Below are 17,819 nucleotides of genomic sequence, written 5' to 3'. Positions count from 1 at the left end.
GCCGCTGTCGGAGGCGGCTGCGAAGATCACGCCCATGGATCTCGCTGACGCCCTCGCCGGTCTCGACGCCCACCCCTGGGCTTCCCTCTCGCACGCCTACGGCTCCGCAGAGGACCTGCCCGACCTGCTGCGCGCCTTCGCCGAGGGCGGGGAGGAGGCGGAGGAGGCCCGCGAGGAGCTGTACTCGGCCATCCTCCATCAGGGCACGGTGTACTCCGCCAGTGTGGACGCCGTGCCCTTCCTCGCCCGGATCGCGGCAGCCGGCTGCGAGGTGGTCGAAGTGCTCCTGCTGCTCGGCGGGCTGGCCGAGTCCGATGACGAGTGGCAGATCCCGGACGGCGCCGTCCGGGCCGCCGTGGTCGGCCAGCTGCCGCTGCTGCTGCCGCTGTTGGCCGACGAGGACGCGGACGTCCGGAGCCAGGCGGCCTCGGTCGTCGGCCGTACCCGGGGCGCGGACGGCGCCGGGGCCGCCCTGTCCGCGCTGCGCGGCCGCTGGTCGGTCGAGGAGGACCCCGGGGTGCGGGCCGAACTGCTCATCGCCATGGGCCGGTTGGACCCCTCGGGAGCCGTCGGCCAGGCCCGCGCGCTGCTCGGCGACGCTACCCCGAGGCCGCTGCGGCTGGCGGCGCTCATGGTCGCCCTGCGGGCCGGGGAGCCGTGGAGCGACGCCCACCACGCGGCCGCGCTCGGCGTCGTGCCCACCCGTGAGCTCACCGTCGACCGATACAGCATGTACCACCGCGAGCTGCTGCCCGCGATCGTCGAGGACCTGCTGGACCGCGGCACCGAGGCCGACCGCGAGGGCGCCTTCGCCCTGCTGGAGGCCGCCCTGCGCGACCAGCGCCCCGCGGTGCGCACCGAGGCCCTGTGGGCGGCCGACGAGGCCGTCGACCGCTCCCGCAGCGCCCCGCGGCGGCTGGTCCCGGCCATCGCCCGGCACGCCGCCGATGACACGGCCGCGAGGCTGCTCACCAAGCTCGGCCCGCTCGCCGCCGAAGCCGCGCCCGCCCTGGCCGAACTCGCCGAGCAGTCCGACGAAAAGGCGGCCGACCAGGCCCTGGCCGTACTCGTCCGGGTCGCACCCCGGCAGGCGGCCCCGCTGCTCGCCCGCGACCTCGCCCGCCGCCCGCGCGCCCTTGAGGCCGCCGGAGGCTTCCGGGCCCCCGAATTCCCCTTCGACGCGGGGTTGTTGGCCGCCGTCCGGGAGCGGCTGGCCGCCGACGGGCTCGGCGACTCCGAGACCATCAGCCTGATCCATCTGCTGCGCACGTGGGGGCGGCAGGCTGCGGCCGGCCTGCCCGAGTTGTCCGCGGCCCTGCCCCGCCACCAGTACGCCGCCACCGCCATCGCGGCCGTGGCCGCCGACCTGGGCGCGGCGGTGGAACGGGCGCAGGCCGTCGCGTCGCTGCGGGCCGCCGCCGGGCCGGTGCCCGTGGCACGGGCCCACCACCAGCTCACCGGCGAGACCGATCTGCTGCTCGCCGCCGCGGCCGAGGGGCTGGCCTCGCGGCGCGACCTCGCCGAGGCCGTCCGGGCGGCCGCCGACCTGGGCACGGCGGCCGTCGGACTGCTCCCGGCCCTGCGCGCGGCCGTCAGCCAGGACGCCGAGGCGACCACTCCGCAGCTGGACGCCGACATCGCGATAGCCACCGCCCTCTGGCGGATCGAGGGCGACGCCGAGGAGGCCATGCGGATCCTCGGCTCCGTCCTCGACCGGGCCGGCGACCAGATGTGGTTCCGCTGGACCGTTCTCCGTGCCGTCGAGGCCGCCGCCCTCCTCGGCCCGGCGGCCCGGCCGTTGGTCCCTCGACTGGAAGAGCTGCTCGCCAAGCCGGGGAAGGCGCCCGCCGCCGTCCTCGCCCTGCTGCGGATCACCGATCCGGACAGCGCCGATCTCGGCCAGTTCGCCGAGATCGCCCTCGACTCCATCGACGCGGGCTTCGCCGTCGACGACGCCTGCGAGGCGCTCCGGGAGATCGGCGCCGACGCGCTGAGTGCCCGACAGCGGCTGCGCGTCGCCGAGTTCGTCGACGGTGACCGACGCGCCCTCGGCGCCGGTGGGGTGAACGACGTCGTCCGCGACGACGAGGCGCTGCGGGCGCTGCTGGCGGCCCGCTGATCCCGGGGTGGCCGCCGAGCTGCTCGGCGGCCACCCTTGGGCTCACGCCAGGCGCAGCACCAGCTTGCCGGTGTTCTCGCCGCGGAACAGCATCCCGAGGGTCTCCGGGAAGTCGGCCACGGTGCCCTCGACCAGGTGCTCCTTGACCTTGATCCGGCCCTCGCCGATCCAGCCGGCGATCTCGGCCGCCGCCTGGGCGTAGCGGCGGGCGTAGTCGAAGACCACGAAGCCCTCCATGCGGGCCCGGCGCACCAGCAGCGACAGGTAGTTGGACGGGCCCTGCACGGACCCCTCGTTGTTGTACTGGCTGATCGCGCCGCAGACGACCACCCGGGCGTGCATCGCCAGCCTGGTCAGCGCGGCGTCCAGGATCGGGCCGCCGACGTTGTCGAAGTAGACGTCGATGCCGTCCGGGGCGTGGGTGCGCAGTGCCTTGCGGACGTCCTCGGACCGGTAGTCGATCGCCGCGTCGAAGCCGAGCTCCTCGGTCAGCAGCGCGCACTTCTCCGGCCCGCCGGCGATCCCGACCACCCGGCAGCCCTTCACCTTGGCGATCTGTCCGACCATCGTGCCGACCGCCCCGGCGGCGCCGGAGACCACCACGGTCTCGCCCTCCTTGAGCGCGCCGACCTCCAGCAGACCGAAGTAGGCCGTCATCCCGGGCATCCCGAGCGCGCCGATGTAGGTGGACAGCGGCGCGAGTGCCGGGTCGACCTTGAGCGCTCCCTTGCCGTCCGACACCGCGTAGTCCTGGACCCCGAAGGCCCCCACCACGTGGTCGCCGACCTGGTACTCCGGGTGGTTCGACGCCACCACCTCGACCACCGACGCGGCCCGCATCACCTCGCCCAGCCCCACCGGAGGCAGGTAGGACGGCCGGTCGTCCAGCCACCCGCGCATCGCCGGGTCGAGCGACACGTACCGGGTCCGCCCCAGGAACTCCCCGTCCCCGGGCACCGCCACGGGCTCCTCCCGGTACTCCCAGTCCTCCGGCCGCACCTCGCCGACCGGTCGACGGGCGAGGCGGATCTGGCGGTTGACGTCGGTCATGGCATCTCCTGGGGCGTACTCGGTCTCCGCATGGACAGGTGCCCGATTCTAAGCAAGCGCTTAGTCATATGACTAGAGAATGTCCGGATTCAGATGGTCATGCGGCGAGGGTGCAAGGGTGGGGTTTCGAGCACCGATAGTCTCTCCGCCGGGTCGCCCCCGTGCGCGGGAACTGGCGCCACTTCTACCTGCCCGACATGGCAGTTCTGCCCGAAGAGCTCTTCGAATCCGAGGGGGCGTTGCTGCCTGACCAGACGCTCCTGGTGGTCGAAATGACGTCGCCGTCGAATGCCGACACCGACCGAACCGTGAAGCGCCGTCGGTATGCGCAGTACGGTGCGCCGCTGTACTTGTTGGTGGACCGGATGGAGCGGACCTGCACGCTCTTCTCCCAGTCGGGCGATCTCGGCTACACACGGGTCGAGGGGCCGCGCCCCTTCGGCACGACCGTGCGGCTCCCGGCTCCCTTCGAAGTGGACCTCGACACCAGCAGGTTCTGACACGGCCCGAGCGGCGCGCCCCCTCCGGGGGGCGCGCCGCTCGTTGGTCGGTCAATCAGCCTTTCAGTACTGGGTGCTGACGGTCACCCCGCTGAAGTCGGTGGTGGCGTAGAGGCTGACGTAGCGGTAGCCGGCCGTGGTGTTGGTGACGGTGAGGGCCTGGGCGGTGCCGGGGTTGGTGGAGGCGGCGGTGTGGGTGGTGGGGGAGGCCCAGGTGTCGGGGTCGTAGTAGAGGGCGGCGTTGCCGGTGCCGCCGGAGGTGGAGACCTTCAGAGTGGTGGTGCCGGCCGGCAGGTAGAGGTAGAAGTAGTCGAGGTTGCCGGCGGTGCGGGCCTGGTTCGGGCGGGAGCAGTTCTGGCCGAGCGCGTCGGTGCGCGGGTCGGTGCAGGTCGGCAGGGTGGTGCCGCCCCCGGTGGTGACGGTCACCGAGGTCGGGGTGGCGGCGGTCTGTCCGTCGCTGTCGGTGACGGTCAGGGCGATGGTGTAGGTGCCGGGGGCGGCGTAGGTGTGGACCGGGTTCCGCTCGTCGGAGCTGCTGCCGTCACCGAAGGTCCAGTGCCAGGAGGCCAGTGACGCCTGGGAGTTGGTCTCGACGGACTTGTCGGTCAGGGTGACGGTGGCGCCGTCGACGGACTGGCCGAACAGGGCGGTGGGGCCGTCGGCGTAGCAGGCGCCGGCGGCGCAGGTGTTCAGCCAGCCGTCGAAGTCGGCGTCGTAGGAGGTGCCGAGGCCGTTGTAGACCGCGTAGCCGCCCTGGTAGTCGCCGGTGCGGAAGTGGCCGAGCATGTTCTGGACGTCGGCGGGGTGCTTCTCGAACATGTACCGCACGGCCAGGTAGCCCCACGGGTAGGTGCGCACCGTGTCCGAGTTGTCGTAGGTGTTCTGGAAGACCGTGCTCAGCTTGTACCGGTGGGTGGCGGCCTCGGCCATCGCCTGGGTGTCGGTGGTGCCGCGGTAGGCGTAGGACTCGTACTCGGCGACGCCCTCGATCCACCAGATGTCCGGGACGGAGATCTCGGTGGAGAAGTTGCCCTTCATGTCGTAGATGTTGTCGAGGTAGTGGGTGTACTCGTGGTTGAGGTTCCACACGTTGGCGGGGAAGCCGTCGTCGTAGGACTTCCGGTACATCACCGACACGGGCTTGTTGTTGGGGTCGGTGACGTCCATGACGGTCTGGCCGCCGTTGTCGGTGGAGTTGCCGTAGATCGCCCAGGAGTAGGTCTGGTAGTCGTCCCGGTTGGAGAAGACGGCGAGGGTGATGGTCTTGCCGTACTGGCCGGGGACGGGCCCGTCGTCCTTGACGAGGTCGTGGAAGAAGCCGTCCTCGCCGCGCAGGCTCTCGCAGACGGTGGCCAGTTCCTCGGGGGAGAGGTTCTCGGTGCGTATGGTGCGGTTGTCGCAGACCAGGCTGTTCGGCAGGACGGCGGCGGTGAGCTTGCCGGGCAGGTCGCAGGTGCCGTAGTAGGAGCACTGGGCGTTGTCGTACTGGTTGGCGTTGTACGCGGTGTAGACGTACAGCTTGCCGACGGCGCCGGAGATCGGGGTGGTGTCGAGCACCTTCTTGACCAGCGGCTTGGCGAAGGCCTCGATGCCGCCGCCGTCGCCGGCGGTGCGGGCGAGGTCGTTGCCGGCGTTGACGTCGAGGAAAGCGTTGGGGGTGGTGAGCAGGTCCTTGTGGTTCTGCGCGAAGTTCGCCAGCGTGGTGATCACGCTCGGGTCGGCGGCGACGGCGCTGACGTAGTCGGGGTTCCAGTTCGCCCGCCACAGCGGCGCCCACAGCACGGAGTTGACGGCGTTGACCATCTTCGGGAAGGCGTTGTAGCCGTTGCCGTAGCCGTTCAGGACCTGCTGGTAGACCTTCAGGTAGTGGGCCTGGATGTTCGCGCTGTCGGTGAGGATCAGCACCTCGCTGAGCACGGCGCCGTTGGCGTCGCTGACGTCCGTCCGGTGCGCGGTGGCGAAGAAGGCGTCGAGGCCGGCCTGGACGGCGGCGGTGAGTGTGGCGTCGTAGGGGCCGACGGCGCTCGCGTTGTTGGACTGGACGTAGTAACCGGCCCGCAGGAAGAGCACGAGCTGCAGGATGTTCGCGGAGTTGTCGCCGGTGTAGTTCGCCGCCTGGGCCCGGAAGGCGTTCGCGACGGTGAGCATCTGCGACTGCTTGAAGACCTTGCCCGCGTCGGTGCCGGTGACGTTGTACAGCGTCTTGACGCAGTCCGTGGTCGAGCCCTGGACGAAGGAGACCAGGGCGGCGCCGCTGCGGCTGCCGAAGTCGGCGGGCGTGCAGCCGGGCGCGGCGGGCGCCTGCGCGGTCAGCGCGCGCTTGGCCGGGGTCGTGGCATGGGGGTGCGGGGCGGTCTGGACGGCCGTCCCGGTCGGTTGGAGCGCCTGGCCGAGCAGTTCCGGCGGGAGCGGCGCCGCCGTGCGGCCCAGGTCCTCGGAGGTGTCGGCGGCGATCTCGGCGCCGAAGGGTTTCGGCGCGGCCGGTGCCTGGCTCTGGGCCTGGGCCGCCGCGTGGGCCTGGGCGGTCGGGGTCGCGGCGAGGGCAGGGGTCGGAAGCAGGGTGGCGGGGCCGGCGAGGGCGGCGGCCACCAGGAGCGGAAGGGATTGGCGCAGACGCACTGCGGTGTCCTTGTCCTGAGGTGGGGGAGGTGACGCGGCGTCGGCCACGAGGCGGAGGGGGGAATTGACGTGTGACCTGTCACCGGAATCAGGGTCAGAACAATGTCACAGGTTATATGTCATCGCAAGAGTGTGCGCAGGAGCGGCTCCGGACGGCTGCCGCCCGTCAACGAGGATCCTCATGAGTCGTCGTCACCGGGGCGAGGTGGAGGCGCGAACGGCCGGTGCGGTCGCCGGGTGCCGCACCGGCGGGTCGGCGGCTCGGCCTCGTCAGGCCGCGGGTGACCAGCCGAGGGCGGGGCCGAGTCGGGTGGCGAGGTCGGTCAGGATCTGGACGTAGTCCTCGGGTTCGAAGGTGAACGGCAGGGCGAAGGCGACCTCGTCGACCTCCCGGTAGCCGGCGTGGGCGTGCAGCCGTTCGGCGAGTTCCGCGGAGCTGCCGACCAGGTCGGTTGCGTAGAGCAGTCGGGCCGGGCCCTGCGGGCTGTGGGTGCGCGGGGCGCGGGCGAGGGCGTACGCCTCGTACTTGGCGCGCTGCTCGGGGGTGGCGCTGTCGGTGGGGATCACCACCAGCCCCTGCGAGACCCGGGCGTGCTCGCCCTCGGGGTGCAGGGCGCGGAAGGCGCGGATCTGCTGGGCCTGGATCTCGGCGAAGTCCGGTGCGCCGTCGTCCGGTTCGGGCTTGACCACGCTGCCGGCCAGCAGGTTGAGTCCGTGCTCGCCCGCCCAACGGGCCGAGCGCAGGCTGCCGGCGCCGTACCAGAGCCGTCCGGCGAGGCCGGGGGAGTGGGGCTGGACGCGGCGCGAGTACACCTCGATGCCCTCGGTGCCGGCGAAGTCGGAGGCGTCCTCGCCGCGGACCAGGGCGAGCAGCCGTTCGGCCCGGCGGTGGCTGAAGTCCTCGTGGTCGCCGGTGTCCGGGTAGAGGGCGCCGCGCACGTGCTGGTAGTGGGTGGGCGTGCCGACGCTGAAGCCGGGGTTGAGCCGGCCGCCGGAGAGCAGGTCGACGGTGGCGAGGTCCTCGGCGAGCCGCAGCGGGTTCTCCCAGCCGAGCGGGGTGACGGCGGTGCCGAGCTGGATCCGGCTGGTGCGCTGGGTGGCGGCGGCGAGGACGGCGACGGGGGAGGAGATCCCGTACTGGAGGTGGCGGTGGCGCAGCCAGGCGTGGTCGAAGCCGAGTCGCTCGCCGAGGGTGATCAGGTCGAGGGTGGACTCGTGTCCCCGGCGCGGGTCGGCCTCGTCGAAGAGCCCGATGGTGAGGAAGCCGAGTTTCCGCAGCGGGCGGGGAGAGGTCGGCATGATGGCGGCTCCGCGTGGGTTCCTGCGGCCCCGGGCAGGACCGGACGGGTGGTGCCCGTCGAAGGTACGCAGGCCGTCCGGGGTGCCACAAGATCGGTACGCGATCCGGACAGCGAATCGCAACGGGCCGCAACGCGGGCGCAATGCGGCGCAACACCGGGGCCGGGCGCCCGCCTCGCGGGAGGGCACCCGGCCGCGATCGTGCCGGGATCAGCAGCTGCGCAGCTCCGGGCTCTGGTTGCGGATCTGGTTGTGCAGCGAGGTGAACTCGCGGTACGCCTCGCTGTCCTCGGAGCCGGGGCGGAAGGCGCCGACCCGGTGGCAGTTGACGAAGGCGAGCTTCACGCCGAAGTGGTCCTCCAGGCTGCCGCGGATGGCGTTGCTGGCCAGCGCGCGCAGCAGCTGGGCGCGCTGCTCGTCGCTGGGCGTGGTGTTGTCGGTGGTGAACTCGTCCTTGGTGGCGGCGAGTTCGGTGCTGAGTCCGGCGACGACCTGGTAGGCGTACGGGAGCGAGGCGCGGACGGTGTCGAGGAAGTCGGCCTCGTCCACGCGGCCGTTGCGGGCCTGCTCGAGCAGGGCGGGGGAGACGTCGAGCGACATGGGGGTCCTCTTTCGCGGGGCGCGCGCGGGGCGCGCGGGCGGGGAATGGCTAACGAAGATGAAAACCATTTGCGTGAAGGACTCTCGTGGACGTCTCGACGGTCTGTCAAGTACCGCCCCCCGAAGGGCTGACGCCCGCGCCGCCCGGCACCCGCGGCACCTTGATGACGAACACCGCGATCAGCACGGCGAGCGCGGCGAACACCAGGCCCATCCGGAAGGCCGTCGCGATGCCGTGCACCAGCACCTCCGAGGAGTACGGCGCCGGCAGCTTCCCACTCGCCCTGAACCTGGCGGCCTGCTGCGGGGTGGCCTGTCGGAGGAACTTCCCGACCTGACGCCCGGCCTCGTTGCGACCGGCCGTGCCGTACACCGTGACCAGGATCGACAGGCCGAGCGAACCGCCCACCTGCTGGGTGGTGTTGAGCATCCCGGTGGCCGCGCCGGTCTCGTGCGGGGCGACCCGCGAGACGGCGGTGAGCATCACCGGGACGAAGATCGAGCCCATCCCGAAGCCGAACAGCAGCGTCGGCCCGAGGATGCCGCCCGCGTACGTGCTGTCGATGTCGATCCGGCTCGCCCAGAACACCCCGCAGAAGACCAGCACCGAGCCGGTGACCAGGAACGGCTTCGGACCCCACCGCAGCTGGTTGCGCGCGGCGAACTGGGCGGCGGTGACGATCGCCGCGCTGATCGGCAGGAAGGCGAAACCGGCCCGCAGCGGGCTGAAGTCCAGGATCTCCTGCACGAACAGGGTGATGAAGAAGAAGATGCCGAACATCGCCGCCGCCACGCACAGCATCAGCCCGTACGCGCCGGAGCGGTTGCGCTCGCGGAACAGGTGCAGCGGGGTGATCGGCTGCGGCACCCGCCGCTCGTTGACCAGGAAGGCGCCCAGCAACACGACGGCCAGGCTGAACGCGGTGAGCGTGACGGCGTCCGTCCAGCCGTGCTCGGAGGCCCGGATGAAGCCGTACACCAGCGACACCACGCCCACCGTGGCGGTGAACGCGCCGGTCAGGTCGAAGCGCCCGGGGTGCCGCTCCGACTCGTTGATGTACAGCGGCGCCAGCAGGGCGATCACGATGCCGATCGGCACGTTGACGAACAGCACCCACCGCCAGGACAGCCAGGAGGTCAGCATGCCGCCGAGCAGCAGCCCCACCGCGCCGCCCGCACCGGCCACGGCGGAGTAGACGCCGAAGGCCCGGTTGCGCTCCCGGCCCTCCTTGAAGTTGGTGGCGATCAGCGCCAGCGCGGTCGGCGAGGCGATCGCCCCGCCCAGCCCCTGCAGCGCCCGGGCCGCCAGCAGCCAGGCCGAGGACTGGGCGACCCCGCCGAGCAGCGAGGCGAGGCTGAACACCAGCACGCCGACGATGAACACCCGCCGGCGCCCGAGGATGTCACCGGTGCGCCCGCCGAGCAGCAGCAGCCCGCCGAAGGTGAGGGTGTAGGCGTTGATCACCCAGGACAGGTCGGTGGTGGAGAAGCTCAGTGCCCGCTGGATGTGCGGCAGGGCGATGTTCACGATCGTGATGTCCAGGACGACCATGAGCTGGGTGGCCGCGATGACGGTGAGGGCTGTCCCCGGGTGCTGGCCCCGACGTGCGGTCGCGGGCGGAGCCGGGGCCAGGGCATGGGAGGCGGCCATGGCAGGTCCCCCAATGGCGTGGGGTCGAACGGCTGTGGGTGAGAGAAGTCGCTACCCCCGACCGTAGCCCCGGGGAGATAGGGAACACAACCGTTCATTACGGACAAACCATGATTATCGGGTGACACGTGATCGAAGTGCCCCGCCGGGCCTGTGAGCCGCCGGGCTCACGAGGCCGGCGGGTAGCCGCGGGTACGGACGAGGTCGTGGGTGAGGGGAAGTCGGTGAAGGCGCGGGTGGCGGCGCTGCGGTAGGCGTCGGCGCGGCGCAGCAGGGTGACGGTGCGGGTGGGGAGCGGCGGGTCGAGGGGATCCGGGCGAGCCGGGGATGGTCGTGGGTGACGGCCTCGGGAAGGACGCTGGCGAGCGGGGTGCGCTGGACGACCTCGGTGGGCGCCTGGACGGAGTCGGCCTCGACGGCGATCCGCGGGCTGACGCGGTGCTGCGCGAAGTAGCCGTCGATGTGTCCTCGGGTGGCGAAGTCGCCGCTGAGCAACGCCAGTTGCGACCTGGCCCGGCAGAACGTCGCCGAGGGCGGCCGGCCGTTCGCGACCGTCATCGTCAAGGACGGCTTCCTGGACCACCACGCCGCCACCGGCCGGCTCCTGCGCCGGTAGCCCCCTTGCCTCAGGGCGCGGTGTGCCCGGGCAGGGGACCGTACTCGGCACAGAAGTCGCAGTCGCAGGTGGTCAAGGAGTTGGCCTGGCAGTGGGGCGTCTTCCAGTACGGCGAAGCGCAGGGCCCGGGATCGACGGGAGAGCCGTCGCCTGGCAGGGTGCGGCGGCAAAAGTCGCAGCGGACGGCGGCCGGCACACCCGCGTGGTGCAGGACCTGCGCCGCGTGGGAAGCGACCTCGAAGGGGACGTCCGACACGAGGGTGGCGGTCCCGGCGTCCAGTACCTGGCCGCTGCGCCACAGGCTGAGCCCGGTCACCGTGCGGACCGCCTTGAGCGCGGCCGGACCGCGCGGTGAGGCGCCGGCCAGCAGCACCGTGAATTGCGGGTCTTCCACAGCTCCGCTCCCCACCGTCAGGCGACACGTCCAGCGCCCAGTCAACCGCCAAGCCCCTCCGCCGGGCCACCGGTTTTCGGCGGCCGAGGCGGGGGCCACGGGCCGGCCGTGCGAGCCGGGCTGGCAAGCTGGGCCGGTCGGGGCGCCGTCGGGTGCCCCTCGGCGAGGGGGTGCTGGTGGTGGACGGCTTGGCGGCTCGGCGGGTGCCTCCGTTGGATCCGCAGGTGGGCGCGGCGGTGGCGGCCGCGGGTGAGCGGGCGCGCGAGGTGCTCACCCCGGAGGGGCTGACGGCGTGGCAGGAGCGGGACGTCGCCGCCCGGCCGCGTCCGACGCTCGACCAGCTGCGCGACGGCGGCCGGTTCGAGGTGGCGGAGCTGCGGGTGCCGCGGGCCGACGGCGGGGGCGAGGTCACGCTCGTCACCGGGCGCCCCGCAGGGGTGGGTGGCACGCTGCCGGTGCTGTACTACCTGCACGGCGGCGGGATGGTGACGGGCAACGCGTGGTCCGTCCTGCCGCGGCTGTTGCGTTCGTGGGCCTTGCCGCTGGGGCTGGTGGTGGTGTCGGTCGAGTACCGGCTGGCGCCGCGCACCCGCTTCCCGGGCGCCGTCGAGGACTGCTACGCCGGTCTCGCCCGGCTGGCCGAGCAGGCCGGCGCGCTGGACGTGGACGCGCGGCGGCTGGTGATCGGCGGCAAGAGCGCCGGCGGCGGACTCGCCGCGGCCCTGGCCCTGCTGACCCGCGACCGCGGCGGTCCGGCGCCGGTCGGCCAGCTGCTGCTGAGCCCGATGCTCGACGACCGCGGTGACACCTTCTCCAGCCACCAGATGGCCGGCCACGACACCTGGGACCGCACCTCCAACGCCACCGCCTGGCAGGCCGTGCTCGGCGACCGGTACGGTGCCGCCGACCTCTCGCCGTACGCCGCCCCGGCCCGTGCCACCGATTTCTCCCGGCTGCCCGCCGCGTACCTCGAGGTGGGGTCCGCCGAGACCTTCCGGGACGAGGCCGTCGCCTACGCCGACGCGATCTGGCGGGCGGGCGGCGACGCCGAACTGCACGTGTGGCCCGGCGCCTGCCACGGCTTCGACACCCTCGCCCCGGACGCGGCCGTCTCCCGGGACGCCCAGGAGGCCCGCACCCGCTGGCTGCGCCGCATCCTCCAATGCTGAACCCGGCTCGGCAGGACAGTGCGGACCGTCCTCCGGCACGCCTGCGGCTTGACCGAACGCGTTCACCAATTCCCATGGAGGGGCCGCAAGTTGGTGAGATCTCGGTAAAACCGCACATCTCTCCGCACGGGGGACCGGTGCTGTTCACGTCCCGGCCGCCGCCGGTACACCGAGGACTCCCAGCCTGGGGGCCGCACCGCCGGAGCCACCTCCCCCCGTCCACAGGAGCCCTCTGTGACCCGTCGTTATGTCCGGCTGGCCGCCACCCTCGGCGCCGCCGGTGTGCTGGCCGGATCCACCGTCGCCCAGGCCGCCGCCGCCGAGGAGGGCCGCGGCGCCCACGCCCAGCACGTGCTGCTGCTGTCGGTCGACGGCCTGCACCAGTCGGACCTGGCCCGGTTCGTGGCCGAGCACCCGCAGTCGGCCCTCGCCCGGCTGGTCCGCGGCGGCGTCGAGTACACCCACGCCAGCACCACCGACCCGTCGGACTCCTTCCCCGGCATGGTCGCCCAGCTGACCGGCGGCGGCCCCGGCACCACCGGCGTCTACTACGACGACACCTACGACGCCGCGCTGCTCCCGGCCGGCACCACCGACTGCAAGGGCGCCAAGCCCGGTGTCGAGGTGGACCTCACCGAGGACCTGGACAGGAACCAGGACGCGCTCGACGCCGGCCAGGGCCTGGCCGGCCTGCCCGGCTCCATCCTGCGGATGACCGGACAGCCGCGGACCCTGCTCGACCCGGCCAAGCTGCCGGTCGACCCGCAGACCTGCAAGCCGGTCTACCCGCACTCCTACCTCCAGGTGAACACCGTCTTCGAGGTCGCCCGCCAGGCCGGGCTGCGCACCGCGTGGTCGGACAAGCACGCCGCCTACGACATCCTCAACGGCCCCTCCGGCGAGGGCGTCCAGGACCTCTTCACCCCGGAGATCAACAGCAACGCGACCGGCTACAACGGCGACTGGACCAAGGACAACCGGGCCACCGAGCAGTACGACTCGTACAAGGTGCAGGCCGTCCTCAACGAGATCGACGGCTACGACCACAGCCGTTCGCAGCAGGTCGGCACCCCGGCGGTCTTCGGCCTGAACTTCCAGTCGGTCTCCACCGCGCAGAAGCTGAAGAGCTCCGATGGCCTCCAGGGCGGCTACGTCAGCAAGGGCGTGCCCGGCCCGCTGGTCGAGAAGAACCTGGAGTTCGTCGACCAGCAGATCGGCGCGCTCACCGAGGAACTGCGCAAGCAGCACCTGGACGGTTCCACCACCGTCATCCTCTCGGCCAAGCACGGCCAGTCCCCGATCGACCCGACCGCGCTCAACCGGATCGACGACGGCCCGCTGCTGGACGGCCTCAATGCCGCCTGGAAGGCCGTCCATCCGGCGGCCGGCGACCTGGTCGCCCACGCGGTCGACGACGACGGCGTGCTGCTCTGGCTGAACGACCGCTCCGCGGCCGCCACCGAGTTCGCCGAGGACTACCTGCTGGCGCAGAGCGGCAACGGCGTCGACATCAACGGCATGGCCCGCCCCTTCACCAGCAGCGGCATCCAGCAGGTCTACGCCGGTGCGCAGGCCGCCGACTACTTCCATGTCACGCCCGGCGACCCGCGGGTGCCGGACGTCTTCGGCGTCGCCCAGTACGGCGTCGTCTACACCGGCGGCAGCAAGATCGCCGAGCACGGCGGTGCCCACGCCGACGACCTGGAGGTGCCGCTGGTCGTCTCCGGCGCCGCCACCCCGGACGGCGTCCGCCAGGACGAGAAGGTCGAGACCAAGCAGATCGCCCCGACCATCCTGAAGCTCCTCGGCCTCAAGCCGAACGCCCTGCAGGCCGTCCGCGAGGAGCACACCCGGGTGCTGCCGGTCCGCTGACAAGATGACCGGATGAAGGGCTGACCGGATCGCCGGTCGATCGGAGCGCCGGAAGCCCCGATGACCGGAAGCCCCACCGAGCGGCCGTACGCCACGTGCGTACGGCCGCTCGCTGGTTGACTCCTGTCCGCCGGAGGAGGACATCGAGCTGTTGCTGTGCGGCTGAACGGGCGACAGGCCCCGGCACAAGTGTCGGGGGAACGTCGGGCCAACGTCGTGGCCGCACGCCCGCCGGGGCCGCGAGGATGGGGCACGTCAGCCGGTCAGCTGACACGGCAAGCGCCACGGAGCACGGCACCGGATCGTGCACGGGCTCCGTCCGCTCACTCATTTCGCGAGGAGAGTTCATGCGCAAGCAGATCTGCACCGGCCTCGGAATCCTGGCTCTGGTCACGGCCGCCCTCGGCGCGGGCGTCGGGACGGCTTCGGCCGCCGAAAGCAGCGCGAACGTCGGTACGGTCCGTGCGATGGCGGGCCTGAACTACGTGGGCCAGTACCACATCCACAACGGCTACAACGGCAAGTGTCTGGACGCCGACCTGAACACGATCGGCGCCAACGGCACCAAGGTCCAGCTGTGGGACTGCAACGGCTGGACCAACCAGAACTGGACCCTGTGGACCGACGGCAGCGTCGACTACATCCAGAACAACTACAGCGGCCGGTACCTGGACGCGGACCTGAACACGATCGGCGCCAACGGCACCACGGTCCAGCTCTGGGACTACAACGGCTGGTCCAACCAGCGGTGGAACTTCGCCAGCTACGGGGTGGTGAACGGCTACAACGGCAGGTGTCTGGACGCGGACCTGAACACGATCGGCGCCAACGGCACCAAGGTCCAGCTCTGGGACTGCAACGGCTGGTCCAACCAGAAGTGGACGCTCGAGGCGATCTGACCCTGACCCTGAACCCCCTGACCCTCCCGGGTCCGGTCCCGGCAGCCTGCCCCACCAGAGCTGCCGGGACCGACGGTGGCGCCGATCATTCCGAGTCGGCGCCATCGTCATTGACGGCGTGTCCGCCACCCATTCCGAACCCGGGCGAGCCGACCGCCGGCGCGTTTCCCGGGCGCGGTCCCCAGCTGGAGCTCTGCCAGTCCGTGCAGCACCCGGCCCTCGGCTCTCGCCTGGGCGAGCCCCCGGGCGAAGGTCGCGCGGTGCGCCTCGGGCTCCATCTCCGGCAGGCCGGGTGGCGACGTGTCCGGGGGCACGATGCTGACCAGAACGCTGCCCCGGCCCTCGGCCGCAGCCAGCCAGTCAGGCCTCGCCTCAACCCGCCAGCCCGGTCCCCACCCACAGCGACCACCGTCCAGCAGCAGGCGCTTCACTACGAGTCCGTCGCCGACGTCGACGGCTCCACTCGTCTCCGGTGGCTCATCCGTGCTGGGCACGAAACCGCTGTCGATCGCGGCCTCCACCAGCTCGGCGTGGAATTCGGCGACGATCTCCACGATCAGCTGCGCGTACGGCGGCCCTTCGGGAGGCTCGAGCACCCCAAGCGCCCACCCCGTCGGGACCTGTCCTCGGTGGTGGACCTGCGGGTGGGAGTCCCGCCCGGACGGGCCGATGACGTAGGTGCCCGGTGGGAGGGTTCGGTGCCCGTGGCCCTGGTCCGTCCCGGCCCACGATCGGGACGGACGACGGCCGCGGTAGGCCGTGACCAGCGGGGCGACCGCGATCAGGAGGAGGGCGATTCCTCCCACGGCGAAATGGATCCAGGCGGAGACCGGCAGGCCCACCCACAGGAATCCCGCACCGAGCGCGGGGGGGACGGCGACGGCCATCACGACGACGAACCCGGGTGAGACCCGCGACCGGTGACCCGCCCACCGTTTCAGGCCGGTGATGTGCAGGAAGGCCGCCCCCACCAACAGGGCCAGTGTGACCAGTCCGGCGAGGGCGTCAAGGGGCCATAACGTCATGCCCGGCATTCTCGCCCGCCGACCTGCCCCGGGGCAGTGGCCGAGATCACCTGACCAGGGATCAGGACCGGATGCCCGCCGGCCCCGAACGCCGGTGGCCCTCCCCGGGCGGGGAGGGCCACCGGCATCGGATCACGGGATCACGGGATCACCCGACGTTGACGGCGGTGTCGTCGAGGACGAAGGAGGTCTGCTTGGTGTAGTCCTCGGCGCCGGTGAACTTGAGGGTCACGGTCTGGCCGGCGTAGCCGGACAGGTTGAAGCTGTGCTGCTGGTAGCCGGCGGCCGCGTTCATGTTGGAGTAGGTCGCCAGGGTGGTGCCGTTCGCGGTCACCGTCAGCTTGTCGTAGGCGCTGGTGGTGGGCTCGGCGGTGTCGACGTGCAGCCAGAAGCTGAAGGTGTAGCTGCTGCAGCCGGTCGGCAGGGTCACCGTCTGGGCGAGGGTGTCGGTGTTGGTGCTGCCGTAGCCGTCCAGCCAGACGTCGTAGGTGCCGGAGCGCGGCGGCTCGCTGGAGCTGCTGTTGATGGTGCTGCTGCCGCTGGTGTTGGTCTCCGTCCAGCCGGCCGTCGTGCCGGTCTCGAAGCCGGGGTTGGTGAGCAGTTGGGCCGCGGTGCAGCCGGTGCCGCCGGTGGACTGGACGGTCCAGGTGAAGGTGACGGAGGAGGAGGGGCCGGTGGAGTCGGTCGCGGTGGCCGTCACGGTGTAGGGCCCGGCGGTGGTGGGGGTGCCGCTGATCAGGCCGGTCGCGGTGTTGAGGCTCAGGCCGGCGGGCAGGCCGGAGGCGCCGTAGCTCAGGGTGCCGCCGGCCGTGTCGGTGGCGGAGAGCTGGAGGCTGGTGGCGGTGCCGACGGTGGCGGTGCGGGCGCCGGGGTTGGTGAGGGTGACGTTGCCGGTGGTGCTGCCGCCGCTGCCGGCGGCGAGCCAGGCGGTGGCGTTGAGGCCGAGGGCGGCGTCGGTGCCGGCCGGGTCGTTCCAGCCGTTGTAGAGGGTCTTGCCGGACTCGCCGGTGCCGTCGTCGATGGCCGAGCTGTCGCCCCAGAGGGCGACCCGGCCCTTGCCGAAGCTGCTGGTGACGAAGAACGCGCCGGTGGTGCCGGAGTAGCCGGTGCGGTAGACGATGCCCTTGACGTTGGGGTTGTCGGCGGGCTTGAGGGTGAAGGTGGTGCCGTTGCGGATGATGCTGCCGGTGACGGTGCCGAAGGGGCCGTGCAGGACGGGGTCGGTGGCGTCGTTGATGGCGCTCGGGTTGTCGGTCTGGATGTTGAGCAGGTCGACCGAGAGCCCGAACGGGTCATTGCTGTTGACCGAGTTGGTGGTCATCAGGTCGTTGATGATGGCGGGGGAGTCCCAGCCGTCGTTGTTGCGGTCGCTCTGGGTGTGGTCCGAGATCAGGAACAGCCCGCCGCCGTTCTGGACGAAGGTCATGACCGCGGTCTTCTCGGCGTCGCTGAGCCGGATGTTGGGCTCGGGCAGGACGAACTCGTCGAAGTTGGCGAGGTCCAGCGCGCCGCCGGTGCCGTAGGTGATGGTGGAGCCGCTCGGCAGGGTCTTGAGGCTGTACTGGCCGGTCTTCTGGAGGGCGACTCCCCAGCTGGAGATGGCACCGGTCCAGTCGGTCTCGGACTGCGGGCCGGCGTTCTCGGCGAGCGGGTCCGGCTGGCTGGTGCTGATGATCCAGTCGGCGTTGCCGGCGGTCTCTGCCTTGCTGTTGTCGAACAGCACCCGGTGCTGGGTGGTCGTGGCGGTGGCCGTCGTGGTGACGGTGGCTGCGGCGGCCCGGTGGGGGGCGGCACTGGCGCCGGTGAGCACGGCCAGGGCGACGGCGCCCAGGGCGAGCGGGCGGGTGGCTGCTATGCGTCTGAGCATGTGTCATGTCCCTTGTGTCGTGAAGTACGGGGGAGTGCTACGCGCGTAGGCGCGCTGACACGCTTCCATGATGGGGTAAGCGGAGCTTGAACGGAACGCGACGAATCGGAACTTCGCCCCGTCGCTCGCGCCATCCACG

The 17,819-nt window shown here is 71.8% G+C and carries 13 protein-coding genes and 2 pseudogenes; 6 read left to right on the top strand and 9 right to left on the bottom strand.

Going from position 1 to position 17,819, the window contains the following annotated elements; translation table 11 throughout:
• Positions 1-34 precede the first annotated feature (34 nt).
• Positions 35-2,119: a HEAT repeat domain-containing protein gene (locus tag O1G21_RS02335; protein ID WP_270140289.1), complete on the top strand. Its 2,085-nt coding sequence runs from the start codon at positions 35-37 to the stop codon at positions 2,117-2,119.
• A gap of 42 nt (positions 2,120-2,161) precedes the next feature.
• Here the strand turns inward: O1G21_RS02335 and O1G21_RS02330 are convergent, their stop codons facing one another.
• On the bottom strand, positions 2,162-3,169 hold the full coding sequence (locus O1G21_RS02330) for an NADP-dependent oxidoreductase (protein ID WP_270140287.1): 1,008 nt from the start codon (positions 3,167-3,169) through the stop codon (positions 2,162-2,164).
• A gap of 158 nt (positions 3,170-3,327) precedes the next feature.
• Here O1G21_RS02330 and O1G21_RS02325 point away from each other — a divergent pair.
• A pseudogene (locus tag O1G21_RS02325) lies at positions 3,328-3,669 on the top strand (Uma2 family endonuclease); the annotation flags it as partial.
• Between the two features lie 63 nt (positions 3,670-3,732).
• Here O1G21_RS02325 and O1G21_RS02320 read toward each other — a convergent pair.
• The 5 genes and pseudogenes from O1G21_RS02320 to O1G21_RS02300 all read right to left on the bottom strand — a co-directional run.
• A complete protein-coding gene (locus O1G21_RS02320) occupies positions 3,733-6,288 on the bottom strand; it encodes a collagenase (RefSeq protein ID WP_270140286.1) in 2,556 nt (851 codons plus the stop codon).
• A gap of 270 nt (positions 6,289-6,558) precedes the next feature.
• Entirely contained in the window at positions 6,559-7,587 is a 1,029-nt protein-coding gene (locus O1G21_RS02315; protein ID WP_270140284.1) for an LLM class flavin-dependent oxidoreductase, read from the bottom strand.
• Between the two features lie 210 nt (positions 7,588-7,797).
• A complete protein-coding gene (locus O1G21_RS02310) occupies positions 7,798-8,187 on the bottom strand; it encodes an SCO5389 family protein (protein ID WP_270140282.1) in 390 nt (129 codons plus the stop codon).
• Positions 8,188-8,293: 106 nt separating this feature from the next.
• The gene (locus O1G21_RS02305; RefSeq protein ID WP_270140281.1) at positions 8,294-9,838 is read right to left on the bottom strand and encodes an MFS transporter; all 1,545 of its coding nucleotides are present in this window, start codon (positions 9,836-9,838) and stop codon (positions 8,294-8,296) included.
• A 167-nt stretch (positions 9,839-10,005) separates the two neighbouring features.
• A pseudogene (locus O1G21_RS02300) lies at positions 10,006-10,342 on the bottom strand (LysR substrate-binding domain-containing protein); the annotation flags it as partial.
• On the opposite strand from O1G21_RS02300, the gene O1G21_RS02295 reads away from it, so the two are divergent.
• Positions 10,311-10,454: a hypothetical protein gene (locus O1G21_RS02295; RefSeq protein WP_270151491.1), complete on the top strand. Its 144-nt coding sequence runs from the start codon at positions 10,311-10,313 to the stop codon at positions 10,452-10,454. The pseudogene O1G21_RS02300 and the gene O1G21_RS02295 sit on opposite strands and share 32 nt — an antisense overlap.
• Before the next feature lie 10 nt (positions 10,455-10,464).
• Here O1G21_RS02295 and O1G21_RS02290 read toward each other — a convergent pair whose 3' ends face one another.
• Entirely contained in the window at positions 10,465-10,848 is a 384-nt protein-coding gene (locus O1G21_RS02290; protein ID WP_270140280.1) for a hypothetical protein, read from the bottom strand.
• Between the two features lie 203 nt (positions 10,849-11,051).
• Here O1G21_RS02290 and O1G21_RS02285 point away from each other — a divergent pair, with 203 nt between their 5' ends.
• The 3 genes from O1G21_RS02285 (at position 11,052) to O1G21_RS02275 (ending at position 14,788) form a co-directional block, all read left to right on the top strand.
• Positions 11,052-12,017: an alpha/beta hydrolase gene (locus O1G21_RS02285; protein ID WP_270150749.1), complete on the top strand. Its 966-nt coding sequence runs from the start codon at positions 11,052-11,054 to the stop codon at positions 12,015-12,017.
• A gap of 234 nt (positions 12,018-12,251) precedes the next feature.
• A complete protein-coding gene (locus O1G21_RS02280) occupies positions 12,252-13,889 on the top strand; it encodes an alkaline phosphatase family protein (protein WP_270140278.1) in 1,638 nt (545 codons plus the stop codon).
• Positions 13,890-14,236: 347 nt separating this feature from the next.
• Entirely contained in the window at positions 14,237-14,788 is a 552-nt protein-coding gene (locus tag O1G21_RS02275; protein ID WP_270140277.1) for an RICIN domain-containing protein, read from the top strand.
• Between the two features lie 107 nt (positions 14,789-14,895).
• Here the strand turns inward: O1G21_RS02275 and O1G21_RS02270 are convergent, their stop codons facing one another.
• Positions 14,896-15,813: a hypothetical protein gene (locus O1G21_RS02270; protein ID WP_270140276.1), complete on the bottom strand. Its 918-nt coding sequence runs from the start codon at positions 15,811-15,813 to the stop codon at positions 14,896-14,898.
• A gap of 148 nt (positions 15,814-15,961) precedes the next feature.
• Positions 15,962-17,680 (bottom strand): Ig domain-containing protein, encoded by a 1,719-nt coding sequence (locus O1G21_RS02265; RefSeq protein WP_270140275.1) that lies wholly within the window; start codon positions 17,678-17,680, stop codon positions 15,962-15,964.
• Positions 17,681-17,819 lie beyond the last annotated feature (139 nt).

This window comes from Kitasatospora cathayae, assembly GCF_027627435.1.
Taxonomy (GTDB): domain Bacteria; phylum Actinomycetota; class Actinomycetes; order Streptomycetales; family Streptomycetaceae; genus Kitasatospora; species Kitasatospora cathayae.
Note: the sequence above shows the minus strand (reverse complement) of the source record. Positions and strands in the feature narration are given on the sequence as shown.

Excerpts from the sequence above, each read along its gene's own strand:
- O1G21_RS02335 (WP_270140289.1), top strand. The coding sequence starts at position 35 with ATGGATCTCGCTGACGCCCTCGCCGGTCTCGACGCCCACCCCTGGGCT.
- O1G21_RS02330 (WP_270140287.1), bottom strand. The coding sequence starts at position 3,169 with ATGACCGACGTCAACCGCCAGATCCGCCTCGCCCGTCGACCGGTCGGC.
- O1G21_RS02315 (WP_270140284.1), bottom strand. The coding sequence starts at position 7,587 with ATGCCGACCTCTCCCCGCCCGCTGCGGAAACTCGGCTTCCTCACCATC.
- O1G21_RS02310 (WP_270140282.1), bottom strand. The coding sequence starts at position 8,187 with ATGTCGCTCGACGTCTCCCCCGCCCTGCTCGAGCAGGCCCGCAACGGC.
- O1G21_RS02305 (WP_270140281.1), bottom strand. The coding sequence starts at position 9,838 with ATGGCCGCCTCCCATGCCCTGGCCCCGGCTCCGCCCGCGACCGCACGT.
- O1G21_RS02275 (WP_270140277.1), top strand. The coding sequence starts at position 14,237 with ATGCGCAAGCAGATCTGCACCGGCCTCGGAATCCTGGCTCTGGTCACG.
- O1G21_RS02270 (WP_270140276.1), bottom strand. The coding sequence starts at position 15,813 with ATGACGTTATGGCCCCTTGACGCCCTCGCCGGACTGGTCACACTGGCC.
- O1G21_RS02265 (WP_270140275.1), bottom strand. The coding sequence starts at position 17,680 with ATGCTCAGACGCATAGCAGCCACCCGCCCGCTCGCCCTGGGCGCCGTC.